This is a genomic window from Amycolatopsis sp. lyj-108 (assembly GCF_046549005.1).
Taxonomy (GTDB): Bacteria; Actinomycetota; Actinomycetes; order Mycobacteriales; family Pseudonocardiaceae; genus Amycolatopsis.
The window spans coordinates 374,981-398,339 of record NZ_JAJPWQ010000003.1 but is presented as its reverse complement, the minus strand read 5'-3'; the positions used below and the strand labels follow the sequence as shown (position 1 = coordinate 398,339).

Genomic DNA, 23,359 nt, shown 5'->3' with positions numbered 1-23,359 from the left:
CGGCATGCCGGGCTGAGCTCAGCCCGTGCCGAGGCTGCGGGTGGGCAGGAACGCCCCCTGGAGTCTCAGCGCTACAGCGACAGCGCGTGAAGGCCAGCCCAAGTACATGAAGGACCCCATCCTTGCGCCTAGGTACAGGAAGGGGTCCTTCATGTACTTCACGCAAGAAGCACCGCCACTCACGACCACCTGTACCGGACGGCCACCCGCTCACGGCATCAGCGGCAACTTCCCGACCAGTTTGTCGATCCGGTTGCGCGGGCCGACGATGCCGATCGCGCAGAAGTCCATCTCCTCGGTCGGAATCTCCTTCATCGTCGCGAGGAAGTCGGTGTAGACCCGGATCTGCTGGGCGACGGCTGGCATGTCGGCGACGTGGCAGCCCGGCGAGGCCGCGGCCTTGGCACGGATGGCGCGCAGCTTCTCCGGGTCGGCCGACAGAATCGAGCAGCCGACCCAGGGCAAGCCCGTGTAGTGCTCGCCGTTCGCGTCGACCGCTTCGTCTCCCAGGAGACCGGTCACGGACTTCGCCGTGGCGACGGCGGTGCAGACCGCCGCGTTGACCGCACGGCCGGGCGGCAGCTCGCTGTTGACCACGATGACCCACTTCAACCTCGCCGATCGGGTGGACGCGGTGAGGTCGATCTCGTCGGGGGCGAATCCGATGGCCGTACCGTACTCGGACATTCAGCTGATCTCCTGCTCACATCAACGGATGAACAAGGCCAAGCTAGGAGGACATACGAGTACAGTCCACTGTGTTCGTACTTAATACGGCGGAAGGGCTGAGATGGCGCGATTGGACGAACTTGATAAGGCGATCCTGGCGCAATTGCAGTCGGACGCACGGAAGACCAACCGCGAAGTGGCCGCCGCGGTGGGCGTTTCACCGACCACCGCGCTGGACCGCACCCGCGGGCTACGGGAACGTGGCGTGATCCGCGGCGCACTGCTGGACGTCGACCTGCCGTCGATCGGCCGCGGGGTGCAGGCGCTCATCGCGGTGCGGGTGCGCCCGCCCTCGCGACGGAACATCGAAGGCTTCCGGAACTGGGTCAACGCCCTCCCCGACCTCGTCGGGCTCTACGTGACCACCGGGACCGAGGACTTCATCCTGCATGTCGCGGTCCCGGACAACGACAGCCTCTACGCCTTCGTGATCGACAAGCTGACCGAACGCCCCGAGGTGGCCGACGTGCGCACCTCGATGGTGTTCGAGCACAGCCGGCGCACCCGGATCACGCCGGTGGACCGGTAGAACCTCAGAGCTCGCGGATGACGCGGGCCGGGTTGCCCGCCGCGAACACCTTCGACGGCAGATCGCGGGTGACCACACTCCCTGCGCCCACCACGGTGTCGTCGCCGATGGTCACCCCGGCGCAGACGATGACGCCGCCGCCGAACCAGACGTTGTCCCCGATGGTGATCGGCGCCGCCGATTCCCAGCGAGCCCGCCGCAGTTCGTGGTCCTCCATCGGATGTAGCGCGGTCAGCAGCTGGCAGCGCGGGCCGATCGAGCAGTCCGAGCCGATCTTGATCGGCGCGCAGTCGAGCAGGATGGCGTCGTAGTTGAGGAAACTGTTGGCGCCGATCTCGATCAGATAGCCGTAGTCGCACTGGAACCGCGGCATGATCCAGGAATCTTCGCCGAGTTTGCCCAGCAACTCACGCAAAATCGTGTCCCGCTCACCGGTCTCTTCGGCGCCCGTGCCGTTGAACCGGTCGACGAGCGCCTGCGCACGCCTGCGGTCCGAGACCAGTTCAGGGTCGTTGTCCCGGTACAGCTCCCCGCGCAGCATGCGGTCCTTTTGCTCACCCATACCGCCAACCTACCGAAAGCGCCCCGCCGGCGAGCCTCCCTCGGGAAGCCGCCGACAGGGCGGGTGAACGCTTGCGGAGCGTTCTTCAGTTGTGTCGATCCGTTTTCCAGGGAGGGCCGGCCCGGCGGGTGGGTGAGGTGTAAGGGGGGGGACCCGCCGGGCCGGAGTATCTTCCTTTCTCTTCGCAGGTTCCTGCTTCCGTTTCAGTGCGTCATTCGCGGCACTTGCGGCCTTCGTTGACGCAGTCGACGAGCCGGTCCATGATCTGGTCCGACATCACGTTCGCGAAATCGTCGTGATCGGAGAAGGGGTTGTGGTCCTCTTCGGGGAAAGAGTCCACTTTGTACTGGCCGTTGACCTGGATCTGCCGGGGGATCCGGTAGGTCAATGAGATCGTGAGCTCCGGGACGGCGGTGAGACCGTTCGCGCATTCGCCGTTCTCGTCCGGATACTTGATGTGGTCCCGGTGATTCTCGCTGTCGATGTTGTTGCCGTCGAGACAGCTCGGGAACGTGTGCACCCGCTTGACGTCGCTGCCCTCGGGGCAGATCGGGTACTGCTTGATCACCCTGTTCTCGAAACCGGTGCAGGTCCAGCTCTCCCGCGCGTTGGCAGGACCGTTGGTGGTGACTTTCGCGTCACCGTAAAGGATCCGGAGGAACTTCGGCATCTCCCGCACCTTCTCCTGGGCGTTGCCCTTGAAGGTGATGTCGACAACCGCGGGACGCTGGATCTCCCCGTCGTTGCCGGCGAGTTCGTTGTCCGCGTTCGGCTCTTCGAGCTGAGCCTCGTTCTGCTGGTTCTGGTTCTGCTGGTCGTTGTTCTGGTTCCGCTGCCGGTTCCGGTCTCCGTCGCGGTTCTGGTCCCGGCCACCCTGGTTCTGGTTCTGCTGCCCTTCGGCTTCCTCCGCGGTGTCGATCCGCACCACCGGCCAGAAGTACGTCGACTCGTCACCGTTCTCGCAGGTGGTGCCGGCGCCCAGCAGGCTGTCGTTGTCCGAATCCGCGTTCGTGGAAAGGTTTCCGACGTAATCGTGCAGATGCTGGGCACCGTTGCGGACACCCGGCTGCGCGATGAAGTTGTCGGGATTGAAATGCCCGTTCTCGTTCTTGCCGCAGTCGACGGTGAACGAACCCGTGGAGGCGTTCCGGCCCGGCTCCGGCTTGTCGACGTTCGGCCGGACCTGGGTGATGTCCACGAACTGCGACTTGTCCACCTCGTCCGCGGCGGCGCTGTCGGAGTCGCCGGTCGTGGTGGACACCACCAGCCCACCGACCGCGATCGACAGGCCGAACAACGCGGTCGCGATCTTGGTCCTGCGGGCGATGCGATGGCGCCCCTGATTTCGTGCCATTGACTTGCTCACCTCATTACGTTTCCGGGCACGCGAACTAATCGCACCCAGGCATGAGCCACGCTTTGTCGAATAAGCGGATTCGGCGAATTCGCGGCGAACCTTCCGTTCGCCCGCCGAGAGACATCCGGCTACTGGGAGATACGGCTCCAGCCGGGAGGCGGTTCAAAAAGCGATCTCGCCGTTATCTTTCCGTTATAAGACTAGCGGCGCACGATGGCCAGTACGGTGCCGTCCTGCTTGTGCACCTCGAAGCGTTCGATGTCGGCCTTCCGCAACGCCGTCGAACCGGTGATGACGAGGGGATCCGGGGAACCGGGGACTCCGTATCCCTTGGACGGCACGCTCCAGTTGTTGACGACGTACGCCTCTCCGCCGTGGGAGTAGGCGAAAAGCTGGCAGACCATCGGGCCGATGAGGCCGCGCAGTTCGAGTTCGACGGCGCTGCCCCATTCCTTCTCCTGCACCGTGACCTCCGCGGCGACCGCGTTGCCCGCTTCGGACCAGCCGAACGGGGCGGCGCCGCCATCCGGGCCCGCGTCCCGTTCCCGGGAGGAGGAGGGAGCAGGCACCACCGACGTGACGACGGTGGGCGCGGCCTGCGTGATGACCGGTTCACGGTCGGTGAGCGACAGAACGGTGAGCGGGCCGCCGACGACGAGCACGAGTACGGCGGCGGCCGTCGCGAGCCGGATGACCTTGCGCCGCCGTCCCGCCTTGGCGGCGTCCGCGAGCAGCATCCGCAGCACCCGCGGCCCCGGGCCCTTCACGGGCGGATCCGGCCAGCTCTTCTTGACCATGTCCAGGATGTCGGGCAGGTGGTACATCTCCACCAGTTCGACCTGACACTCGGGACACTCCAGCAGATGCGCCTCGAACCTCGCGTGATCCTCCTCGCCGAGGACGCCGAGCACGTAGGCGGCGATGTCCGTGTGGACGGTTCCGGACACCTCGCTCACCCCCGCTCCTGCAGCGCCCTGCGCAACGCGCGCACAGCGTGGTGGATCCGCGATTTCACCGTACCCGGCGGAACCCCCAGCGTCGCCGCGACCTCGTTCACGGTGCGGTCACGCAAGTAGGTCTGCTGGACGGCTTCACGTTGCTCCGGGGAAAGATTGCGCAGGGCCTCGTAAACGATCATGGCCGCGAGCGTCTTCTCCGATTCGTCCGGCACTCCGATCGAATCCGACTCCAGTTCCTCCACCTCTTGAGGGCGGGCGCTCCGGCTCCGCCAGCCGTCGATGACGATGCGCCTGGCCACGGTGAAGAGCCAGGCACGCAGCATTTCCGGCTGCCGGTCGAGTTTGCCGGCGTTGCGCCACGCCTTGATGAGCGTCTCCTGGACCACGTCCTCGGCCCACTGGCGATCGTGGCCGGTCAGCTTCAGCACGAACGCCATCAGGCTCGATCCGAACTCCTGGTACAACGCCCTGATGAGGTCGTCATGCCCGTTCGACGCGGGTTCATGATCGACTATTGGCTGCAGTATCCGAGAGTGGCGTCCCACGCGGCACATCTTTGTGTGCGCGAGGGCGATTAGTCCAGTACCAAAATCGTTCCGGCCCCGTTCTCCGAGCACGGGAAAGTTTTTTGAACCGTTCTCGACTCGTGACCGTATCCCCTACCGAAGACCCCCGACCCGGCGCTGTCCCCGCACCGCCGAAATCCACTGTGGATCTTGAGTGTCCCGCTTGAGTGTCCACAGTGGAGTCAAACCTGCCTGCACACCATCTCCCCGCGGTGATGGCGTTCTCCTCTGCCCCGACAGGAGGATTTCCGTGAACCCCGTGTCACGCTCGGTCATACCTCTGACCCTCACCTTGGCCGCGATGACGCTGACCGCGGCCTGCACCACCGGTACCGCGGGACCGAACGGCTCTCCGGGCACGGCCCCGGCCGCCGGAGCGGCGGAAATCCCGGGAATGCCCGACCCCGCGGCCGAAGCGGCGCCCGGTGTCGCCGCGGCGATCCTGTTCGACCTCGGACCGATCGTCACCGACACCAACGGCTTCACGCTTTACCGCTACGACAAGGACTCGGTCGACCCGCCCAAATCGAATTGCACCGAAACCTGTTCTCGGACCTGGATTCCCGCCAAAGCGGACGGCGACCTCGTGGTGACCGGAATCGATCGGGCCCTCGTCGGCACCGTGACCAGGGACGACGGCAGCAAGCAGGTCACGCTCGCGGGCTGGCCGCTCTACCGCAACGCCGACGACGCGATGCCCGGCAACACCGGCGGGCAGGGAGTCGACGACGCGTGGTTCCCCGCCAAACCGGACGGGACGAAAGTGCTGCTCACCGCGGACACCTGGCAGGCCGATGACCTCGGCATCTGACGCCCCTCGCGGGTTCTTGCGCGTGGTGCTCGTCCTGGTGACGACGGCCGCGGTGACGTTGCTCGGCCCCGTCGGTGACGCGCACGCCCAAGAACTCTCCGCGGCGGACAAGAACCTGATCGTCAACGTCAAACTGGCGGGCCTGTGGGAAATGCCCGCCGGGATGTGGGCGCAGGAACGCGGGAAGAGCCGGCGGACCCGCGAAGTCGGCCGCACGCTGATGATCGACCACGGCAGGCTCGACACCGCGACGCACGCCATCGCCGACCGTTTCGGCATCGCCCTTCCGCGCGAACCGTCGGATCAGCAGTCCGCGTGGCTCGGCGAGATGAAGGCCGCCCGCGACGACAGCGAGTTCGACCGGATCTTCGCGAACCGGCTCCGGTACGCGCACGGGGTGCTGTTCCCCGTCATCGCCCAGGTCAGGGCCGGGACCCGCAACGACGTCGTCCGTGACTACGCCACCACGGCCAACCAGGCGGTGCTGCGGCATATGACCCTGCTGGAGAGCACCGGCGTCGTCGACCAGTCGCTGCTGCCGGAGGCCCCGGTGCCGCAGTCGAATTCGGCCAACAGCGCGATGGACGTCGGCTTCGGCGACTTCGCCCTCGGCCTGCTGCTCGCCGTGGTGCTCGGCGGCGGGCTGTTCTACGCCCTCCGGACGCTGCGCAGCAAGAACACCCGGACCCGCGAACGCGCAGCCGCCGCCGAACCGCAACCGGTTCCCAGTGCCCCAGGAGAGATCAATGTATGACCAGTGGTCCGAGGTGGTGATCGTCCTGACCCAGAGAACGGACACCGACACCGGCATCAAGGGCATGGCGCAGACCTCCGCCCGGATCTCGTACGGCTTCATGTGCCTCACCCTGTGCTGGGGCGTGTTCACCGCGACCGGCTGGATCAAGTCGCTGACCGGGCGGAAGGCGCTGCGGAACTCGCATATGGTGCTCGGCATCCTGACGCTGTCGTTCGGCGTCGTGCACGCGATGTCGTTCCTGTTCTTGCCCGACGGCTTCACGCTCGCGCAGATCACCATCCCGCTCCTGCCGGGCACGCTGGCGCGGCACGAACTCGGCGTCCTCGGGCTCGAGGTCATGATCGCCGTCGCGCTGACCGGCGGGATCAGCCGGTTCAGCTCCTACCGGCGCTTCCTGTGGATCCACCGGCTCGCCTATCCGGCGGTCGCGATCACCGCGCTGCACGCCTTCTTCGGTGCCATGGCCAACGGGCACCTCGGCCTCCTGTGGTTCGGCGGGATCACGCTGCTGGTCCCCGTGGTGGTGCTGACCGCGCTGCGGTTCACGCCCACCCGGTACCTGGAACGGCTGGGCCTGGTCGAAGAACTGGTCTGACGACTTGGAGAAAGAAAAATGATCTTCGGAAGCGTACGGCGCGGCACTCGCGTCAGCGTCGACAACGAGCGGTGCGAGATCTTCGGCTTCTGCGAGATGGAAGCACCAGCCACCTTCAAGATCGGACCGGACGGCAAGCTCCGCATCCGCCGGATGGTCGACCGGGACGGGCTGGACCAGGCCATCTCCGCCGCCCGGCTCTGCCCGAAACAAGCCATCAGAGTCAAGGGAGAAGGGGCGTACGACGATGAGTGACGGGGATCGGATCGTCATCGTCGGTGCCGGCGTCGCCGGTCTCCGCTCCGCGGAACGGTTGCGGGAACTCGGTTTCGACGGCGAGATCGTGCTGGTCGGCGACGAGCCGCGCAAGCCGTACCACCGGCCGATGGTGTCGAAGGAACTCATCACCGGCGGGGTGAAACCGGTGGCCGCGAGCCTGGAGCCGTATCTCGACCTGGATGTCCACTGGCGGCTCGGCACCCGCGCGACCTGGCTCGACACGAAGGAACGCACGGTGCACCTGCCGGGCGGGGAATCCCTCTGGTACGACGGCCTGATCGTCGCGACCGGCGTCTACCCCCGGCATCTGCCCGGCTCGCCGCGCCACGACCCCCGGGTCCGGGTGCTGCGCACGGTGGAGGACTCACTCGCCGTGCGGCGGGCGTTGGGGAACAGCAACAAATCCGTCGTGGTGATCGGCAGCGGCCTGATCGGGAACGAGTTCGCCGCGTCGATGCGGTACATGGGCCGGGACGTCACGCTCATCGGTCACGCGAAGGCGCCTTTGCACCGCTTCGGGGAGCGGATCGCGTCGGCGCTCACCAAGGAACATCAGCACCATCGCGCCAAGCTGGCGATGAACACCGAGGTGCGGAACTGGATCAGCACCAAGGAAACGGTCGGGCTGCACCTGACCAACAACCAGTTCCTGGTGGCCAGCTGCGTGGTGCTCTCGATCGGCAGCGTGCCCGCCGTGGACTGGCTGCGTGGCTCGGAACTGACCATCGACGACGGCGTCCTGTGCGAATCGACCCTGTTCGCCGTCGGGGCGGAGGACGTCGTGGTCGCCGGAGACGTCGCGAAGTGGCCGAACCTGCGCATCGACGAGACACCGCGGCGGGTCGAGCACTGGATGAACGGCGTCGAATCCGGCCGCGCCGCGGCGGAAAGCCTGATGCTGGGCCGCGGCAACGCCCGGCCGTACACGCCACTCCCCCGCGCCTGGTCCTCCCTGTACGACGCGCGGTTGCAGACCGTCGGGATGCCGTCGCTGGGCAAGGACACGATCGAACTCTCCGACGGGGTCACCGGTTTCGTCCGCGACGGAAGGCTCATCGGCGCGGCCGGCTGGGACCGGCCGAAGGCGATGATCCACTGGACCGCCGAACTCGACCGGCGGCTGCCGGTGCCCGAGCCGGTGTCTCCCGCCCCCGCTGCTCCTTCGTTCGCGGCGACGCCGATCGGGGAGGACGTCCTGGCCCCGTTCGAGCGGGACTTCCTGTCCGAAACGCCGACCGAGGCCGTTCCCGCGCCGGAAAGGATGCCCTGGGCTCGCGTTCCCGCCGGGTGACCCGGGATCGCGATCGGACCGGGGCCGCGCGCGGCGGCCGCGGTCCCTCAGGTGGCGGTGGGTCGCCGGGCCTCCGCGCCCACCGCCACCCCCTTCGGGGACGCCGGGAGGAACCGGGACCGACGGTGATTCGGGCTCCGTCGGAACCCCGCCCTCCGGGCTCCCCTTATCCGGTCGGGGCCCTTCCAGGCATGACTCACCTGGGAGGGCCCCGATCCATACGGCCCGGCTCCCGCGATCCTGGGTTATTGAGGGATTGTGTGGGGGTGGGTGGTCACGACCCCGGCACCGACCACGCCACCTTGCAGGTTTGAAGTACATGAAGGCCCCCTTCCTGTACCTAGGCGCAAGGATGGGGTCCTTCATGTACTGGGGAGGTAGGGGCCGGCGCCTTCACGACCACGGTGTCCTCCGGCCCGACGACACGCCCGTCCGACGCCCGGACCTCGAGTCCGCGCAGCGGACGACCACCGTCCCGGTCCACCAGTTCCGACCGCGGCTCGCCCTCGGCGAAGAAGTGCGCCTCTCCCCATTGCCGCAACGCGACGATCACCGGGAACAGGTCGCGCCCCTTCGGCGTCAGGACGTATTCGCTGTAGGTGCTCCCGTCGGAGGCCGGGACCACGTCGAGCACCCCGTCCCCGACGAGCGCCCGCAGCCGCGCGGACAGGATGTTCTTCGCGACGCCCAGGCTGCGCTGGAACTCACCGAAGCGGCGGACGCCGTCGAAGGCGTCGCGCACGATCAGGAGTGACCACCAGTCGCCGATCGTGTCGACCGAGCGCGCCACCGGGCACGAAGCTTCGTCGAACGTCGTCCGCTTCACCATGGTTGCATCTTACAACCAAGATGCTCTACCGTCCGAGTGGTAGCAAGTTGAAACCACTTGGAGGGTTCGTGCACCGCGGGGTCGTCCTGTTGTTCGCCGTGGCCGCCGGGACGGCCGTCGCCACGATCTACTTCGCCCAGCCGTTGCTCGTCACCATGGGCGCGGATCTCGGTATCGCCGCGTCGACCGTCGGCGGCATCGTCACGCTCACTCAGCTCGGCTACGGGCTGGGCCTGTTCCTGCTGGTCCCGCTCGGCGACCTGCTCGACCGGCGGCGGCTCGTCGTCGGGCTGCTGACGCTGCTGGCGATCGCCGAACTGGTCGCCGCGACCGCCGCGAACGGCGTGGTGCTGCTCGCCGGGATGGCGGCGATCGGTGTGCTCGCGGTGGTCACGCAACTCCTGGTCGCGTTCGCGGCGTCGCTGGCCGGGCCCGCCGAACGCGGACGCGTGGTCGGTCTCGTGACGACCGGCGTCGTCCTCGGGATCCTGCTCGCGCGCACGGTGTCCGGCACGCTGGCCGACCTCGCCGGCTGGCGCGCGGTGTACGTCGTGTCCGCGGCCGTGACCGTGCTGATCGCGATCGTTCTGTACCGGGTACTTCCCGCCACAGCTCCGGGAAACGCCATGAACTACGGGCGGCTGCTGCGTTCCACGTTGTCACTTTTCGCCGAGGAGCCCGTCTTCCGGACGCGCGGCACACTCGCGCTGCTGATCTTCGCCGCGTTCGGCACCTTGTGGAGTTCGGTCGCGTTGCCGCTCAGCGAGGACGGCCTGTCGCATACCGCCATCGGCGCTTTCGGGCTCGCCGGGGCGGCGGGCGCGCTGGCGGCGGCACCCGCGGGGCGGCTCGCGGACCGCGGCCGGGCGCAGTGGACGACCGGGTTCGCGCTCGGTCTGCTCCTGCTGTCGTGGGTGCCGCTGGGTTTCACCCGCGCGTCACTGTGGGCCTTGGTGGCGGGCGCGATCCTGCTCGACCTCGCCGTCCAGGCGGTGCACGTCTCGAGCCAGACCCTGATCTACCCGTTGCGCCCGGACGCCGGGAGCAGGCTGATCGGCGGGTACATGATCTTCTACTCGGTCGGCAGCGGCGTCGGGGCCATCAGTTCGACGGCCGTCTACGCCGTCGCTGGCTGGACCGGCGTTTGCCTGCTGGGCGCGGGTTTCAGCGCATTGGCACTCGGCGTGTGGAGCGTCAAAGGCGCTCGATGATCGTCACGTTCGCCGTCCCGCCGCCTTCGCACATCGTCTGTAGCCCATAGCGCCCACCTCGCCGTTCGAGTTCGTGCAACAGGGTCGCGAACAGTTTCGTGCCGGTCGCCCCGATGGGATGACCGAGCGCGATGCCGCCGCCGTTGACGTTGACGCGATCCGGATCGGCTCCCGTCTCCTCGATCCACGCCAGGACGACACTCGCGAACGCCTCGTTGACCTCGAACAGGTCGATGTCGTCGATGCCCAGCCCGGTTTTCCGCAGCGCGTGCGCGGTGGCCGGGATGGGCCCGGTCAGCATCCACACCGGATCGGCCGCCCGCACGGAAAGATGGTGGATCCTGGCGCGCGGGGTGAGACCGTGTTCCTCGACGAACTTCTCCGACGCGATGAGCGTCGCGCTGGCACCGTCCGAGATCTGGCTGGCCACGGCCGCGGTGATGCGGGACCCCTCGCTCAGCGGTTTCAGCCCGGCCATCCGTTCCACACTGGTGTCGCGCCTGGGCCCCTCGTCCAGGGCGGCACCGGCGAACGGCGTGATCTCGGCGGCGAACCGGCCTTCGTCGATGGCCGCGATCGCCCGCTGATGACTGCGGAAGGCGTATTCCTCCATCGTTTCCCGGGTCAGATCCCAGTGTTCGGCGATCATGTCGGCGCTGCGGAACTGCGAAACCTCGACGCTGCCGTACCGCTCTTGCCAGCCCTTCGAGCCGGAGAACGGGTCTTCGAAGCCGTACTCGCGTCCCGCCAGCATCGCCGCGCTGATCGGGATGGCGCTCATGTTCTGCACGCCGCCGGCGAGCACGAGATCCATCGTCCCGGACAGCACCGCCTGCGCGGCGAAGTGCACGGCCTGCTGACTCGAACCGCACTGCCGGTCGATCGTCACGCCCGGCACGTGGTGCCCGAAGCCCGCCGCGAGCCACGCCGTCCGCGCGATGTTCCCGGACTGCGGCCCGAGCGTGTCGCAACAGCCGAGGATGACGTCGTCGACCAGATCGGCCTCGACGCCCGCTCGTTCGACGACGGCCTGGATGACGTGGGCGCCGAGGTCTGCGGGGTGGATTCCGCTGAGGGCTCCCCCGCGTTTGCCGACCGGTGTCCGGACGGCGTCCAGCACAAATGCCTCAGCCACGGCGTCTCCTTGTCTTCGTCGCGATGCCGTCCAGAAGGATCCCGAGGTACTGCTGCGCGACGTCGTCCGCGCTCAGCGTGCCGCCGGGGTTGTACCAGCGCACCGCCACCCAGACGGTGTCGCGGATGAACCGGTAGGTGAGTTCGACGTCGAGGTCCTCGCGGAACACGCCTGCCGCGATGCCGTCGATGAGGATCCCGTTCCACAGCTTGCGGAATTCGGTGTTGCGGTCGGTGAGGTAGTCGAAACGAGGCAACTGCATCAGGTGCTTCGCCTCGGACTGGTAGATCGCCACCTCGGCGGGCCGCCGGTGAATCGATTCGAACGATGCCACGACGACGGCTTCGAGTGTTTCCCGCGGCCCTTTCCCTTCCGCGACGATCTCGGCGTAGGCACCGAAGAGTTCGTCGAGGAATCCGGTCAGGATCTCGTCGGCCATCGACTCCTTCGAGTCGAAATGGTGGTAAAGGCTGCCCGACAGGATCCCGGCCGCGTCCGCGATGTCCCGCACGGTGGTGGAGACGTAGCCGCGCTCGGCGAACAGCTTCGCCGCCAGTGCGAGCAGTTCGGCGCGGCGGGACCCGGGGCTGGACTTCATCGATACCTCACGCGTGCTGGGAGCTGACAGAGACGACCTCGCCGGTGAGGTACGACGAGTACTCACTGGCGAGGAACACCATCACATTCGCCACCTCCCACGGTTCCGCCGCCCTCCCCGAGACCTCGCGCGCGGTGAGTTCGGTGAGCAGTTCCTCGCTGGTCACCTTGGCCAGGAACGGATGCATGGCCAGGCTCGGCGCGACGGCGTTGACCCGGATGCCGTGTTCGGCGACGTCGACGGCCGCGCATCGGGTGAGCGCCATGACACCCGCCTTCGCGGCGGCGTAGTGGGCCTGCCCGGCCTGCGCCCGCCACCCGATCACGGACGCGTTGTTGACGATCACGCCGCCGTCGCCCTGCGCGATGAACCGGTTCACCGCGGCCCTCGTCGCGCGGAAGGTGCCGTTGAGGGTCACATCGATGACCCGGGCCCATTCCTCGTCGGGCATGTCCACAATGGACTTCGTGCCGCCGAGCCCGGCGTTGTTGACGAGCACGTCGACCCGGCCGTAGTGCGCGGCGGCTCCATCGATGAGCGCCTGCACCTGCTCTTCTCGCGTGACGTCGCAGGGGATCGCGTGGACGTCGCCGAGTTCGGCCGCCTTCTCGCCGAGGCGCCGCTCGTGCCAATCGCTGATCACGACGCGGGCGCCTTCCTCCAGCGCGCGTTTCGCCACCGCGGAACCGATCCCGGTGCCGGCCGCCGCCGTCACCACGACCACCTTGTCCCGCAGGAGGTTCGCCCCCTCGGGGTACTTGGGTACCGGAATCACGGTCGCACCTCCCGTGGCAGGCCGAGCACTCGCTCGGCGATGACGTTGCGCTGGATTTCGTTGGAGCCGCCGTAGATCGTGTCGGCGCGGGTGAAGAGGAAGAGCCGTTGCCAGGCGTCGAGCCCGTCTTCCGCGAGCATGCCCCGCGCGCCGCGGACCAGCATCGCCAGCTCCCCGAGGTCGCGGTGCCAGTTCGCCCAGACCAGTTTGGACACTTCGGCCACCCCCGGCGACGAGTCACCGAGGGTGCGGATCGCCTGCGCCCGCATGACCTCCAGGCCGACCCAGGCACGGTCGATCCGCTCGGCGATCACCGGGTCGTCCGGGGCGATCCTGGTGAGTTCTTCGAGTTCCCGGCGGAAGCCGACCTGCTGTCCGAGCGTCGCGACCCCGCGCTCGAACGCGAGCGTGCCCATCGCCACCCGCCAGCCGTCGCCGGGTTCGCCGACGACGAGGCCTTTCGCCGTGCGGGCGCCGTCGAAGAAGACTTCGTTGAACTCGGAGGTCCCGGTGAGCTGCTGGATCGGGCGGACCTCGACCCCTGGCTGCCGCATCGGAACGAGCAAATAGGACAGTCCTTTGTGGCGTTTCGAACCGGGTTCGGTGCGGGCGAGCACGAAACACCAGTCAGCCACGTGCGCGAGCGACGTCCACACCTTCTGGCCGTTCAGCACCCACTCGTCGCCCTCGAGGGTCGCGGTGGTCGACACGGCCGCGAGATCGGAACCGGCGCCGGGTTCGGAATAGCCCTGGCACCACAGTTCCTCGACGGCCACGATCGGTGGCAGGAAACGCTTCTGCTGCTCCGGCGTGCCGAACGCGATCAAGGTGGGACCGAGGAGTTCCTGGGCCAGGTGGCTCACTCTGGCCGGCGCGCCCGCTCGCGCGTACTCCTCGTGGAAGACGACCTGCTGTTCCAGCGTCGCGCCCTGGCCACCATGTTCGACCGGCCAGCCGACGCAGGTCCAGCCCGCCGCCGCGAGCCGCCGTTCCCATTCCACGCGTTCGTCGAAGGCCTCGTGCTCCCGCCCCGGACCGCCCAAACCGCGCAGTTCCGGCGGCAGGTTGCCCGCCAGCCAGGTGCGCACACGGTCACGGAAACCGTCCTGAGCCACGCCTGCCTCCTCTAGCCAAACCAGAGCCTGCTGCGTAGGCTACCCTACCAAGCACTTGCTAGGGAGGCTCGATGTCCGAGGGGACCATCCCGGCGGCGCTCGACAGGGCCGCGGAGCGCTTCGCCGAGCGGGAAGCGCTGGTCGACGGCGAAGTCCGGCTCACCTATGCCGAACTCGCCCGCCGGGTGCGTCAGGCGGCGCGGTTCTTCGAAGGCCACGAACGGGTCGCGATCTGCTCCCCCAACACGTGGCACTGGGTCGTCGCCGGGCTCGGCGCGCTGCACGCCGGGGCGACGCTCATTCCGGTCAACACCCGCTTCACCGCTCGCGAGACCATCGACGTCCTCCAGCGCGCGAAGGTGTCCGCGCTGGCGATCACCGGCACGTTCCTCGGCACGGACCGGCTGGCTGATCTGGGCCCTTCCCGCCCCGGCGCTGTCTTGCGCATCCCCGTCGAGGGCGTCGAAGAACCCGTCGACGGCGTCACGGAATGGGACGCCCTCGCCGGTCTCGACAGCGATCTCGTCAGTCCCGCGAAACCGGACGACGTCAGCGACATCCTGTTCACCTCCGGGACCACCGGCCGCAGCAAGGGCGCGATGAGCAGTCACCGGCAGGCGCTGAGCGTCGCCGAAGCCTGGGGTGATTGCGGTGGCCTGACCGAGGAAGACCGCTACCTCGTGATCAACCCGTTCTTCCACAGCTTCGGTTACAAGGCGGGGATCCTCGCCGCGGTGCTGCGCGGCGCGACGATCCTGCCGCAGCGCACCTTCGACGTCCGGGAAACCCTGCGCCTCGTCGAAACCGAGCGCGTCACGGTGCTCCCCGGCGCGCCGACGATCTACCAAGTCCTGCTGGACGCGCCCGAACGCGCGAACCACGATCTGTCCAGCCTCCGGCTCGCCGTCACCGGCGCCGCCACCGTGCCGGTCACGCTCGTCGAGCGGATGCGGAAGGACCTGAACTTCGACACCGTGCTCACCGCGTACGGCCTGACGGAAGCCGTGGTGGCCACGATGTCCCGTCCCGAGGACGACGCCGACCTCGTGGCGAACTTCTCCGGCCGCGCGACAGCGGGCTTCGAGGTGAAACTCGGTGAGCACGACGAAGTCCTGCTGCGCGGGCCGAACGTGATGCTCGGGTATCTCGACGATCCGGACGCCACCGCGAAGGCCGTCGACGCCGACGGCTGGTTGCACACCGGCGATGTCGGCGTGCTCGACGAGCGCGGCTACCTGCGGATCGTCGACCGGATCAAGGACATGTACGTCTGCGGCGGGTTCAACGTCTACCCGGCCGAGATCGAGCAGGTGCTGAGCCGCCTGGACGGCGTCGCGGAAGCCGCCGTCGTCGGTGTGCCGGACGAACGGCTCGGCGAGGTCGGCAAGGCCTTCGTCCGGCTTCGCCCGGGAGCCGGACTGTCCACAGAGGACGTCTTGAAGCATTGCGAGGGCGAATTGGCCAACTACAAGATCCCTCGATTTGTCGACTTCGTGGCGGAACTTCCGCGAAACCTGTCGGGGAAGGTGCTGAAACGCGTGTTGCGGGAGGAGAACGGATGACCGTCGAGTACGAGCGACGCGGGCCGGTGGCCGTCGTCACGATGAACCGGCCGGAGTACCGGAACGCGCAGAACTCGGCGATGACCTACGCGCTCGACGCCGCGTTCAGCCGTGCCGTCGACGATCCCGAGGTCAAGGTGATCGTGCTGGCCGGGGCCGGCAAGCACTTCTCCGCCGGGCATGACATCGGGACACCGGAACGCGACGTGGACGTCTCCTTCGAGCGCAAGGCGGTCCTGTGGTGGGACCACGTCGGCGCGGAAGGCGGCGACCAGCGGTTCGCCCGCGAATCCGAGGTCTACCTCGGCATGTGCCGCCGGTGGCGTGAGATCCCGAAGCCGACGATCGCGAGTGTGCAGGGCGCGTGCATCGCGGGCGCGCTCATGCTGGCTTGGGTATGCGACATGATCGTCGCCTCCGACGACGCGTTCTTCGCCGATCCCGTGGTACGCATGGGGATTCCCGGTGTCGAGTACTTCGCGCACCCGTGGGTCCTCGGTCCGCGCGCGGCCAAGGAAGTGTTGTTCACCGGTGAGCGCTTCACTGCGCAGCAGGCCAAGGAATGGGGCATGCTGAACCGCGTCGTCCCGCGCGCCGACCTCGAAACCGAGACGATGGCGCTGGCGGAGAAGATCGCGGTGATGCCGAGGATGGGACTCGCGCTCGCCAAGAAGGCCGTGAACCAGGCCGAGGACCTGATGGGTCTCCGGTCCGGAATGGACTCCGTGTTCGGGCTGCACCACTTCGCGCACGCGCACAACGCCGAGATGTCCGGCGGTGACTCCTTGGGCGGGCAGGACGCGCGCTCGATGCGAGACGCGAACAGGTCCTCGTGATGGATCTCGATCTCGACGAGCGCACGCTCGTCTTCCGTGACGAGGCCCGCGCCTGGCTCGCCGCGAACGTTCCCGCCGAGCCACTGAAATCGTTCGACACCGCCGAGGGATTCGCGCAACACCGCGACTGGGAAGCCAAGCTGACCGACGCCCGGTGGTCGGTCGTCTCGTGGCCGCGCGAATTCGGCGGGCGGGACGCGAGTCTCCTCGAGTGGGTGCTGTTCGAAGAGGAGTACTACGCGGCCGGCGCACCGCTGCGGGTCAACCAGAACGGCATCTTCATGCTCGCGCCCACGCTGTTCTCCCATGGCACGGAAGAACAGCAACGCCGCGTCCTGCCGAAGATGGCACGCTCGGAGGAGGTCTGGGCGCAGGCCTGGTCGGAACCCGAGGCGGGCAGCGACATCGCCGCTCTCCGGAGCACCGCCACCCGCTGTGACGGCGGCTGGCGGGTCAGCGGGCAGAAGACGTGGAGTTCGCGGGCGACTTTCGCCGACCGGGCGTTCGGGCTGTTCCGCAGCGATCCGGATTCGGTGCGACACAAGGGGCTCACCTATCTCATGGTGGATCTGCGGGCCGAGGGTGTCACCGTCCGGCCGATCCCCCAGCTGGACGGTGAACCAGGGTTCGCCGAGATCTTCTTCGACGACGTCTTCGTCCCCGACGAGGACGTGATCGGCACGCCGGGCGAGGGCTGGCGGGTCGCGATGACGACGGCGAACAACGAACGCGGCCTGTCCTTGCGCAGTCCCGGCCGCTTCCTTGCCGCGGCCGACAGGCTGGTCTCGCTCTGGCACGACGCCGGACGTCCCGCACACACCGCGGACCGGGTCGCCGACGCGTGGATCGGCGCGCGGGCCTACCAGCTGTACACCCTCGGCACGGTCACCCGCCTTTCCGACGGCGCCGAGCTGGGCCCGGAGTCGAGTGTCAACAAGCTGTTCTGGTCGCATCTCGACGTCGCCCTGCACGAAACCGCGCTCGACGTCCTCGGCCCGGACGCCGAACTGCGGGGCCCGTGGAGTGACGGCTGGCTGTTCTCGCTGGCGGGCCCGATCTACGGCGGGACCGACCAGATCCAGCGGTCCATCGTCGCCGAACGGCTGCTCGGCCTGCCGAAGGGGGCTCGATGAGGTTCACGCTCGCCGGCGAGCAGGAGCAGTTCTCCCGCAGCCTGCACGATCTTCTGTCCGGTGTGGACACCGACTCGGCCAACCGGTCCTGGGCGGCGGGCGATCACGGCCCCGGTCTCAAAATCTGGCGGCGGCTGGCGGAACTCGGCGTGACCGCGCTGGCCGTCCCCGAGAAGTACGACGGGCTCGGTGCCACCCCGGTGGATCTGGCCGTCGGCTTCGAACGGCTCGGCTACCACTGCGTTCCCGGGCCGTGGACCGACACCGTGGCCGTCCTGCCGTCCTTGCTGGACGACGAACTGCTGACCTCCGTCGCGTCCGGTGAGACGCTGGCGTCGGTGGCTTACGCGCCACATGTGCCGTATGCCTTGGACTCCGACGTCGCGGACGCGCGTCTCGCCGTCGAGAACGGCAGGCTGCGCGCGTTCACCCCTGGCGCACTGTTGTCCTCTGTGGACAGTTCACGACGGCTGTTCCCGCCGGTGACTGGCGACGATCTAGGTACGGCGCTCGACGCGGATCGCGCGTTCGAACTGGGCGTCCTCGCCACTGCCGCGCAGCTGCTCGGCGCGGGACGGTGGCTGCTCGACACGTCCGTCGCGTACGCCGCGCAACGCAAGCAGTACGGCCGTGAGATCGGCGGCTACCAGGCGGTCAAACATCTGCTCGCCGACGTCGCGACCGGGCTCGCGCTGGCCGAACCGCTGCTGTTCGGCGCGGCCGTCACCCTGGACCGGCGCGACGTCTCCGCGGCCAAGGTGGCGTGCGGCGACGCCGCGCATCTCGCCGCCCGGACCGGGCTGCAGGTGCACGGCGCGATCGGCTACACCGCGGAACACGCGCTCGGCCTGCGGCTGACCAGGGTCCGCGCGCTGGTCGGCGCGTGGGGCACGCCGCGGTTCCACCGGGAGCGGGTGCTGTCATGACCTTCACCGCCGAGCAGGACGCGTTGCGGGACAGCGTGCGGAAACTGCTGGACCGGGAAGCGGAGCCCTGGCCGGAACTGTGCGAACAGATCGGCGTTGCGGCGCTGGCCGTTCCCGAACGGTTCGGCGGGCTCGGCGCCGGGACGGCGGAACTGCAGGTGGTCGCCGAAGAACTGGGCAGGGTCCTCGCCGACGTCCCGTTCCTCGGTTCGGCCGTCCTCGCCGTGCACGCGGTCCTGGCCACCGGCGACGACCAGGCTTGCGAGCGGCTGCTCCCCCGCCTCGCCGAAGGTGTCGTCGGCGCGGTGGCCTGGACCGACGCCGAAGGCTCATGGGGCGAGCCGGCCTGCCGCGTCGTCGACTCGACGGTGGAGGGCGAAGCGCACTACGTCCTCCACGGTGACGAGGCCGAGATCCTCCTGGTGGTGGCCGACGGCTCGCTGTACGAGGTCTCCGATGCCCGTCGTGTCCGGACTCCGGCGATGGACGAAACCCGACGACTGGCCCGCGTGACCTTCGAGCGCACTCCCGCCCGGCTGATCGGCCCGGTCGACCTCGACGCCCTGCGCGACGTCGCGTGCGCGGTCCTGGCCGCCGAACAGGCCGGAGCCGCGGCACGCGCTTTCGAGCTGACGGTGGAGTACAGCAAGCAGCGGCACCAGTTCGGCAGGCCGATCGGCGGCTTCCAGGCGCTGAAGCATCGGATGGCCGATCTCCACGTCCTGGTCGAGACAGCGCGTTCGGCGGCCTACGCGGCTCCGGAGTCGAGCAGGCTGGCCGCGGTGGCGAAGGTGCACTGCTCGGAAGCGCTGGCGACCGTGGCGGGTGAGATGATCCAGCTGCACGGCGGGATCGCGATCACCTGGGAGCATCCGGCGCACCGTTATTTCAAGCGGGCACACGGCGCGGCGCACCTTTTCGGTTCTCCCGGCGGCCACCTCGGACGGGTGCGGCCGCCGTTATCGTGAGCCGGTGGACTGCGCGATCTGTGCCAAGCACCGCGGCGAGGGCCCGCTGGTGGGACCGGTCGTCTCGACGGACGACCTGGTCGTCGTGTCACACCGGCCCGGCGACTTCCCCGGGTACCTGTTCGTGGAGACCCGGCGGCACGTGGCGGCACTCGACGAGCTGACCGCGGACGAGGTCTCGGCGGTGTCGCGGGCGGCCTGGTGCGCGGCTCGCGGCCTGCGGGCGGAGCTGGCTCCGGAACACGTGTTCTCCGCCATCGCCGGACGAAGTGTCGCGCATTTCCATCAGCACGTTTTCGCGCGGCATCAGGGAACGCCCGCGGAGGTCGGGTGGCTGGATGGTCCTTTGTGGACCGGTGCGCCGGTGATGGACGTCGACGCGCTCTGCGGCCGGTTGGCGGGCTATTTCTGATCCAGGAACCGGGTGATGGCACGGATGCGGTCACCGTCGAGGGTGAGGACCATCAGCCCTGCCGGTGTCTCGCTGTGGCGGCAGAGGAAGGCGGGCTGGTTGTTCGCCCGCGTCGGCGTCATGGTGAACCCCTCCACCGGAATGGCCATGGTGACGCGAAGGAAACCGGCGATCGCTTCGAGACCGTGGTACTCGTGCGGCGCCGGTGGCATGGCGAGCCAGGCGTCATCGGTGAGCAGGCTGAGGACGCCGTCGAGGTCGCTCGCGGTGAAGGCGTCGGCGAACCGCTTGGTCAGCTCGCGTTCCCGAGGTGAAGGGCGGTGGCTCGCGCCGTCGCGATGCTTGTCGAGCGAGGCGCGGGCGCGCTGGAGGATGCCCTTGACCGCCGTCTCGGTGGTGCCGAGCATGCTCGCGACCTCGGCGGCCGAGAAGCACAGGACGTCCCGCAGGACGAGGGCGGCGGCCTGGCGCGGCGGGAGGAGCTGGAGTCCGGTGATGAAGGCGAGTTCGACCGCTTCCCTGGTGCTGTAGCGCGCTTCGGGGCCGGGCTCGCCGGCGGCGAGTTCGTCCGGATACGGCTGCAACCAGGTCACCTCACCGCGGCGGCTCGGCTCCGGCGGGTCGAACGGCGGCACCGGTTCGGGTGGCCGACGGCGGCCCGCGGTCCGCAGGAGGTTGAGGCAGCGGTTGGTGGCGATGCGGTACAGCCAGGTGCGGAGCGACGAGCGGCCCTCAAAGCCGTCGAGGCCCTTCCAAGCGGCGAGGAGCGTCTCCTGGACGGCGTCCTCGGCGTCGGTGAGGGAGCCGAGGATCCGGTAACAGTGCAGGTGCAGCTCATGCCGATAGGTGTCCGTGAGCTCGCGAAACGCCCGCTCGTCCGTGCCCATGAGCCGATCGTGTCACTTTCGCGGCGCACCGTTCCGTTCGGGGCGGGGTTGGTGTCTGACGGAGTGAAGATCGACGAAAGGAACCATCATGACCAGTCCCGCCTTGGATGTCGCGCTCGCCTACCACCGCGCGTGGACGGGCAAGGACTTCGAAAAGGCGATGACGCACGTCGCCGACGACATCGTCTGCCACACACCTGCCGGACAACTTTCCGGCGCGGAGGCGTTCCGCGGGTTCATGGGCCCGTTCACCGAGATCCTGACCGGCTCGACCCTGCTTTCGGCGTTCGGGGACGAAACGACCGCGTTGCTGATGTACGACACGGCGACCCTTCCGGTGGCGAGCGCGCCCGGAGCCGAATTGCTGACCGTGCGGGAGGGGAAGATCGTGGAGCTTCGGATCATCTTCGACCGGGCTCCCTTCGAGGCGACACGGGAGGCTGCCCCGGAATCGTGAGCGGCGATGAAGGTTCTGGCGAGGCTTCTCTTAGGTACCTACCGCGTGGCCTATGGCGCTTCTTGCGTGAAGTACATGAAGGACCCCTTCACGCGCTGTCGCTGCAGCGCTGAGACTCCAGGTGGCGTTCATGCCGTGAGGGGCTCCTTCCCTACCCTCAGAGTAGGGAAGGAGCCCCTCACGGACCTGCGATCCCGACCCACCCGCCGTAGGCACGAGTCGCTGCCGCCGTCCAACCAGGTCCGAAGGCTCCCTTCACTGCATAAGACGCAGCGAAGGGAGCCTTCGCCCCACCACCGACCTCGCCCGGGAACGCGACCCGTTCGCTTTACGGGTCATCACTCACCAGCCTCGAGCAGCCCTCTGAGTGCCGAGGCGAGAAGGGCGACGGCGCGGTCCTCGTCTTCGGCCAGGTTCCGCAGGACATCCCGCGCGAGGGCGGGCGGCATCTCGGCGAGGGCCTGGGTCAGGCGCATCCGCGTCGCGGAGTCGGCGGTGGGGGCGGCGAGCTCGTCGGCCAGCGCGCTCATGATCCGGTCCGCGCGGCCCGCGTCGCGCGCCAGGGTTCCGAGGACTTCGGCCGCCTCGACGTCGAGGGTGCCCTCGACCACCATGCGGACGAGGGCCGGCACGGCCGCGGTCTCACCGCGTGAACCGACGGCCAGCGCGGCACGGCCGCGGACCGTCGTGTCCGAGTCGGCGAGTGCCTCCGCCAGTACCGCGGTCGCCTCGTCGCCGGGCATCCCGGCGAGCGCCAGGATCGCGCGCCGCCGGACGTCGACGTTCTCCGAGCGCGCGCCGGCCGCCAGGCTCGCCACACCGTCACCGCCCGCCCTCGCCAGGGCCCACCGCAGGGCACCGGCGACGTTCAGATCGGCTTCGCTGAGCACCGCCTCCGCCAGCAGTTCGGTGGGCACCGGCAGGTCCTCGGCCGGCACCAGGACGGTTTGCTGGCGTCGCGCGGCATGGGGCGAGTTGAGCCCGTGCAGCAGCTCGACGATGCGCAGGACACCCTCCCAGCCCAACGGCGCCGACGCGTCGACCGCACGGAGCCGTTCGAGCAGCTCCTGTTCCCGCTTCAGTCGCTCCTCGGTCCGCCGGATGAGGTCGCCGACCAGATCGGACGGCTCGAAGGCGGGGTCCTCCAGGGCACGGCCGATCTGGCGCAGCGACAGGCCGAGGGACCGCAGGGCTTCGACATGGAAGATCCGGCGGATGTCCTCGTCGGAATACTCACGGTAGCCACCGACGGTGCGGCCGGTCGGCCGCACCAGCCCGAGGGAGTCGTAATGCCGGAGCATCCGGCTGCTCACCCCCGAGCGGCGCGCCACCTCACCGATCAGCATTCACGGTCCCTCCGCTCGTTCCGGACCGAGCGCGACGATCCGTTTCGCCTCGTCGACGGCCGGGTCGAAGTCGGCGTCCGGGTCGCGCAAGAGCCGCTCCGTGGCGCGGGCGTGCGCACGCACCTCCGGGTCGGCGCTCGCCAGGCCCGTCCGCAGAGTGACCTCGATCTCGTCACCGAGCGCGACGAGCGCCCTGCTGAGACTCAGCCGCACCTTCCGGTCGCCGCGGCCGAACTGCGCCGCCAGGTCCACGGCCAGCCGTTTCCGCTCCCCGTCGGGGACGAGGACGACGGCGGCACGCCACGCGCTCCGCGCGACCTCGTCGTCGGCGTCGTGCAGCAGCGACCGGGTGATCGCGGGCCACGCGGTGACGTCCCCGATCTTGGACAGTGTGTGCAACGCCTGGCTCCGCGCCTGCGGGACGTCGGAACCGAGCTCCGTCAGGAGCGCAGGCACCGTGTTCTCCGCCGGGAGCCTGGTCAATGCCCAGGTCAGCATGTCCCGCACGAAGAAGTCCGGCTCGACCGCGCACCGTGCCATGAGCGCGTCGACGAACCGGGCGTCCGGGTGCGTCCCGGCCGCCAGGGCCGCCTGGAGCCGCGTCGACGAGCTTTCGGAGCTCAAGGCGTCGAGCAGCCGCGTGTCCGGGGTAACCCGTTGTGTCGTGTTGATGAGATCACCTCCTGCCCACCAGTGAAGACCTTGTCACGATGTCAAGGTCAAGCGCGAACCCG

Annotated in this window: 27 protein-coding genes; 14 read left to right on the top strand and 13 right to left on the bottom strand. The window is 68.6% G+C overall.

Going from position 1 to position 23,359, the window contains the following annotated elements:
• Window positions 1-210 precede the first annotated feature (210 nt).
• Entirely contained in the window at window positions 211-687 is a 477-nt protein-coding gene (locus ACLJO0_RS13490; protein ID WP_410578822.1) for a DUF2000 domain-containing protein, read from the bottom strand.
• A 103-nt stretch (window positions 688-790) separates the two neighbouring features.
• Here ACLJO0_RS13490 and ACLJO0_RS13485 point away from each other — a divergent pair, with 103 nt between their 5' ends.
• Window positions 791-1,258 (top strand): Lrp/AsnC family transcriptional regulator, encoded by a 468-nt coding sequence (locus tag ACLJO0_RS13485; RefSeq protein ID WP_199745424.1) that lies wholly within the window; start codon window positions 791-793, stop codon window positions 1,256-1,258.
• A 4-nt stretch (window positions 1,259-1,262) separates the two neighbouring features.
• Here ACLJO0_RS13485 and ACLJO0_RS13480 read toward each other — a convergent pair whose 3' ends face one another.
• The 4 genes from ACLJO0_RS13480 to ACLJO0_RS13465 form a co-directional block, all read right to left on the bottom strand.
• Window positions 1,263-1,820, bottom strand: coding sequence for a sugar O-acetyltransferase (locus tag ACLJO0_RS13480; protein ID WP_410578820.1), 558 nt, complete (start codon window positions 1,818-1,820; stop codon window positions 1,263-1,265).
• A 211-nt stretch (window positions 1,821-2,031) separates the two neighbouring features.
• Window positions 2,032-3,174, bottom strand: a complete 1,143-nt coding sequence (locus ACLJO0_RS13475; protein WP_410578818.1) for a DUF1996 domain-containing protein — start codon at window positions 3,172-3,174, stop codon at window positions 2,032-2,034.
• Window positions 3,175-3,377: 203 nt separating this feature from the next.
• Window positions 3,378-4,133: an anti-sigma factor family protein gene (locus tag ACLJO0_RS13470; RefSeq protein WP_410578816.1), complete on the bottom strand. Its 756-nt coding sequence runs from the start codon at window positions 4,131-4,133 to the stop codon at window positions 3,378-3,380.
• Complete coding sequence (locus tag ACLJO0_RS13465) at window positions 4,130-4,681, bottom strand: sigma-70 family RNA polymerase sigma factor (RefSeq protein WP_034317190.1); 552 nt, start codon at window positions 4,679-4,681, stop codon at window positions 4,130-4,132. Before ACLJO0_RS13465 ends, ACLJO0_RS13470 begins: the two co-directional genes overlap by 4 nt.
• 271 nt (window positions 4,682-4,952) lie before the next feature.
• Here ACLJO0_RS13465 and ACLJO0_RS13460 point away from each other — a divergent pair, with 271 nt between their 5' ends.
• Genes ACLJO0_RS13460 through ACLJO0_RS13440 form a run of 5 tightly spaced genes read left to right on the top strand, consistent with a single transcriptional unit; the run spans window position 4,953 to window position 8,435 of the window.
• Window positions 4,953-5,513, top strand: coding sequence for a hypothetical protein (locus ACLJO0_RS13460; protein WP_410578814.1), 561 nt, complete (start codon window positions 4,953-4,955; stop codon window positions 5,511-5,513).
• Window positions 5,497-6,267 carry a DUF4142 domain-containing protein gene (locus tag ACLJO0_RS13455; protein WP_410578812.1) on the top strand — a complete coding sequence of 257 codons (771 nt, stop codon included), beginning with the start codon at window positions 5,497-5,499 and terminating at the stop codon, window positions 6,265-6,267. The genes ACLJO0_RS13460 and ACLJO0_RS13455 overlap by 17 nt, the downstream gene beginning before the upstream one ends.
• Window positions 6,260-6,865: a ferric reductase-like transmembrane domain-containing protein gene (locus ACLJO0_RS13450; RefSeq protein WP_125793585.1), complete on the top strand. Its 606-nt coding sequence runs from the start codon at window positions 6,260-6,262 to the stop codon at window positions 6,863-6,865. Before ACLJO0_RS13455 ends, ACLJO0_RS13450 begins: the two co-directional genes overlap by 8 nt.
• Before the next feature lie 18 nt (window positions 6,866-6,883).
• Entirely contained in the window at window positions 6,884-7,120 is a 237-nt protein-coding gene (locus tag ACLJO0_RS13445) for a ferredoxin (RefSeq protein WP_005164337.1), read from the top strand.
• Window positions 7,113-8,435: an NAD(P)/FAD-dependent oxidoreductase gene (locus ACLJO0_RS13440; protein ID WP_410578809.1), complete on the top strand. Its 1,323-nt coding sequence runs from the start codon at window positions 7,113-7,115 to the stop codon at window positions 8,433-8,435. Before ACLJO0_RS13445 ends, ACLJO0_RS13440 begins: the two co-directional genes overlap by 8 nt.
• Before the next feature lie 340 nt (window positions 8,436-8,775).
• Here ACLJO0_RS13440 and ACLJO0_RS13435 read toward each other — a convergent pair whose 3' ends face one another.
• The gene (locus ACLJO0_RS13435) at window positions 8,776-9,264 is read right to left on the bottom strand and encodes a winged helix-turn-helix transcriptional regulator (protein WP_410578807.1); all 489 of its coding nucleotides are present in this window, start codon (window positions 9,262-9,264) and stop codon (window positions 8,776-8,778) included.
• A 68-nt stretch (window positions 9,265-9,332) separates the two neighbouring features.
• Here ACLJO0_RS13435 and ACLJO0_RS13430 point away from each other — a divergent pair, with 68 nt between their 5' ends.
• Window positions 9,333-10,475 carry an MFS transporter gene (locus ACLJO0_RS13430; RefSeq protein WP_410578805.1) on the top strand — a complete coding sequence of 381 codons (1,143 nt, stop codon included), beginning with the start codon at window positions 9,333-9,335 and terminating at the stop codon, window positions 10,473-10,475.
• Here ACLJO0_RS13430 and ACLJO0_RS13425 read toward each other — a convergent pair.
• From ACLJO0_RS13425 to ACLJO0_RS13410, 4 genes are read right to left on the bottom strand one after another with little or no spacing between them, the layout of a single operon-like run.
• Complete coding sequence (locus tag ACLJO0_RS13425; protein ID WP_410578803.1) at window positions 10,459-11,610, bottom strand: acetyl-CoA C-acetyltransferase; 1,152 nt, start codon at window positions 11,608-11,610, stop codon at window positions 10,459-10,461. The genes ACLJO0_RS13430 and ACLJO0_RS13425 overlap by 17 nt on opposite strands.
• Complete coding sequence (locus ACLJO0_RS13420; protein ID WP_410578801.1) at window positions 11,603-12,208, bottom strand: TetR/AcrR family transcriptional regulator; 606 nt, start codon at window positions 12,206-12,208, stop codon at window positions 11,603-11,605. Before ACLJO0_RS13420 ends, ACLJO0_RS13425 begins: the two co-directional genes overlap by 8 nt.
• A 7-nt stretch (window positions 12,209-12,215) precedes the next feature.
• Window positions 12,216-12,983 (bottom strand): SDR family oxidoreductase, encoded by a 768-nt coding sequence (locus ACLJO0_RS13415; RefSeq protein WP_410578799.1) that lies wholly within the window; start codon window positions 12,981-12,983, stop codon window positions 12,216-12,218.
• Complete coding sequence (locus tag ACLJO0_RS13410; RefSeq protein WP_410578797.1) at window positions 12,980-14,098, bottom strand: acyl-CoA dehydrogenase family protein; 1,119 nt, start codon at window positions 14,096-14,098, stop codon at window positions 12,980-12,982. Before ACLJO0_RS13410 ends, ACLJO0_RS13415 begins: the two co-directional genes overlap by 4 nt.
• Window positions 14,099-14,169: 71 nt before the next feature.
• Here ACLJO0_RS13410 and ACLJO0_RS13405 point away from each other — a divergent pair, with 71 nt between their 5' ends.
• Genes ACLJO0_RS13405 through ACLJO0_RS13380 form a run of 6 tightly spaced genes read left to right on the top strand, consistent with a single transcriptional unit; the run spans window position 14,170 to window position 19,935 of the window.
• Entirely contained in the window at window positions 14,170-15,660 is a 1,491-nt protein-coding gene (locus tag ACLJO0_RS13405) for a FadD3 family acyl-CoA ligase (protein ID WP_410578795.1), read from the top strand.
• Complete coding sequence (locus tag ACLJO0_RS13400) at window positions 15,657-16,496, top strand: enoyl-CoA hydratase (RefSeq protein WP_410578793.1); 840 nt, start codon at window positions 15,657-15,659, stop codon at window positions 16,494-16,496. The genes ACLJO0_RS13405 and ACLJO0_RS13400 overlap by 4 nt, the downstream gene beginning before the upstream one ends.
• The gene (locus ACLJO0_RS13395) at window positions 16,496-17,629 is read left to right on the top strand and encodes an acyl-CoA dehydrogenase family protein (protein ID WP_410578791.1); all 1,134 of its coding nucleotides are present in this window, start codon (window positions 16,496-16,498) and stop codon (window positions 17,627-17,629) included. The genes ACLJO0_RS13400 and ACLJO0_RS13395 overlap by 1 nt, the downstream gene beginning before the upstream one ends.
• Window positions 17,626-18,555: an acyl-CoA dehydrogenase family protein gene (locus ACLJO0_RS13390; RefSeq protein ID WP_410578789.1), complete on the top strand. Its 930-nt coding sequence runs from the start codon at window positions 17,626-17,628 to the stop codon at window positions 18,553-18,555. The genes ACLJO0_RS13395 and ACLJO0_RS13390 overlap by 4 nt, the downstream gene beginning before the upstream one ends.
• On the top strand, window positions 18,552-19,523 hold the full coding sequence (locus ACLJO0_RS13385) for an acyl-CoA dehydrogenase family protein (RefSeq protein ID WP_410578787.1): 972 nt from the start codon (window positions 18,552-18,554) through the stop codon (window positions 19,521-19,523). Before ACLJO0_RS13390 ends, ACLJO0_RS13385 begins: the two co-directional genes overlap by 4 nt.
• 4 nt (window positions 19,524-19,527) lie before the next feature.
• Window positions 19,528-19,935 (top strand): HIT family protein, encoded by a 408-nt coding sequence (locus ACLJO0_RS13380; RefSeq protein ID WP_410578785.1) that lies wholly within the window; start codon window positions 19,528-19,530, stop codon window positions 19,933-19,935.
• Here ACLJO0_RS13380 and ACLJO0_RS13375 read toward each other — a convergent pair.
• Entirely contained in the window at window positions 19,926-20,822 is an 897-nt protein-coding gene (locus tag ACLJO0_RS13375) for an RNA polymerase subunit sigma-70 (protein WP_410578783.1), read from the bottom strand. The genes ACLJO0_RS13380 and ACLJO0_RS13375 overlap by 10 nt on opposite strands.
• A gap of 88 nt (window positions 20,823-20,910) precedes the next feature.
• On the opposite strand from ACLJO0_RS13375, the gene ACLJO0_RS13370 reads away from it, so the two are divergent.
• Window positions 20,911-21,279, top strand: a complete 369-nt coding sequence (locus ACLJO0_RS13370; protein WP_410578781.1) for a nuclear transport factor 2 family protein — start codon at window positions 20,911-20,913, stop codon at window positions 21,277-21,279.
• Between the two features lie 338 nt (window positions 21,280-21,617).
• Here the strand turns inward: ACLJO0_RS13370 and ACLJO0_RS13365 are convergent, their stop codons facing one another.
• Window positions 21,618-22,625, bottom strand: a complete 1,008-nt coding sequence (locus ACLJO0_RS13365; RefSeq protein WP_410578779.1) for a MerR family transcriptional regulator — start codon at window positions 22,623-22,625, stop codon at window positions 21,618-21,620.
• Window positions 22,626-23,297 carry a HEAT repeat domain-containing protein gene (locus ACLJO0_RS13360; RefSeq protein WP_410579298.1) on the bottom strand — a complete coding sequence of 224 codons (672 nt, stop codon included), beginning with the start codon at window positions 23,295-23,297 and terminating at the stop codon, window positions 22,626-22,628.
• Window positions 23,298-23,359: the final 62 nt, after the last annotated feature.

What these genes read in the sequence shown, in the direction of transcription:
- ACLJO0_RS13405 (WP_410578795.1), top strand. Translation starts at nt 14,170, where the DNA reads ATGTCCGAGGGGACCATCCCGGCGGCGCTCGACAGGGCCGCGGAGCGC.
- ACLJO0_RS13485 (WP_199745424.1), top strand. Translation starts at nt 791, where the DNA reads ATGGCGCGATTGGACGAACTTGATAAGGCGATCCTGGCGCAATTGCAG.
- ACLJO0_RS13480 (WP_410578820.1), bottom strand. Translation starts at nt 1,820, where the DNA reads ATGGGTGAGCAAAAGGACCGCATGCTGCGCGGGGAGCTGTACCGGGAC.
- ACLJO0_RS13400 (WP_410578793.1), top strand. Translation starts at nt 15,657, where the DNA reads ATGACCGTCGAGTACGAGCGACGCGGGCCGGTGGCCGTCGTCACGATG.
- ACLJO0_RS13450 (WP_125793585.1), top strand. Translation starts at nt 6,260, where the DNA reads ATGTATGACCAGTGGTCCGAGGTGGTGATCGTCCTGACCCAGAGAACG.
- ACLJO0_RS13445 (WP_005164337.1), top strand. Translation starts at nt 6,884, where the DNA reads ATGATCTTCGGAAGCGTACGGCGCGGCACTCGCGTCAGCGTCGACAAC.
- ACLJO0_RS13475 (WP_410578818.1), bottom strand. Translation starts at nt 3,174, where the DNA reads ATGGCACGAAATCAGGGGCGCCATCGCATCGCCCGCAGGACCAAGATC.
- ACLJO0_RS13370 (WP_410578781.1), top strand. Translation starts at nt 20,911, where the DNA reads ATGACCAGTCCCGCCTTGGATGTCGCGCTCGCCTACCACCGCGCGTGG.
- ACLJO0_RS13455 (WP_410578812.1), top strand. Translation starts at nt 5,497, where the DNA reads ATGACCTCGGCATCTGACGCCCCTCGCGGGTTCTTGCGCGTGGTGCTC.
- ACLJO0_RS13420 (WP_410578801.1), bottom strand. Translation starts at nt 12,208, where the DNA reads ATGAAGTCCAGCCCCGGGTCCCGCCGCGCCGAACTGCTCGCACTGGCG.
- ACLJO0_RS13435 (WP_410578807.1), bottom strand. Translation starts at nt 9,264, where the DNA reads ATGGTGAAGCGGACGACGTTCGACGAAGCTTCGTGCCCGGTGGCGCGC.
- ACLJO0_RS13490 (WP_410578822.1), bottom strand. Translation starts at nt 687, where the DNA reads ATGTCCGAGTACGGTACGGCCATCGGATTCGCCCCCGACGAGATCGAC.
- ACLJO0_RS13390 (WP_410578789.1), top strand. Translation starts at nt 17,626, where the DNA reads ATGAGGTTCACGCTCGCCGGCGAGCAGGAGCAGTTCTCCCGCAGCCTG.
- ACLJO0_RS13395 (WP_410578791.1), top strand. Translation starts at nt 16,496, where the DNA reads ATGGATCTCGATCTCGACGAGCGCACGCTCGTCTTCCGTGACGAGGCC.
- ACLJO0_RS13375 (WP_410578783.1), bottom strand. Translation starts at nt 20,822, where the DNA reads ATGGGCACGGACGAGCGGGCGTTTCGCGAGCTCACGGACACCTATCGG.
- ACLJO0_RS13365 (WP_410578779.1), bottom strand. Translation starts at nt 22,625, where the DNA reads ATGCTGATCGGTGAGGTGGCGCGCCGCTCGGGGGTGAGCAGCCGGATG.
- ACLJO0_RS13385 (WP_410578787.1), top strand. Translation starts at nt 18,552, where the DNA reads ATGACCTTCACCGCCGAGCAGGACGCGTTGCGGGACAGCGTGCGGAAA.
- ACLJO0_RS13440 (WP_410578809.1), top strand. Translation starts at nt 7,113, where the DNA reads ATGAGTGACGGGGATCGGATCGTCATCGTCGGTGCCGGCGTCGCCGGT.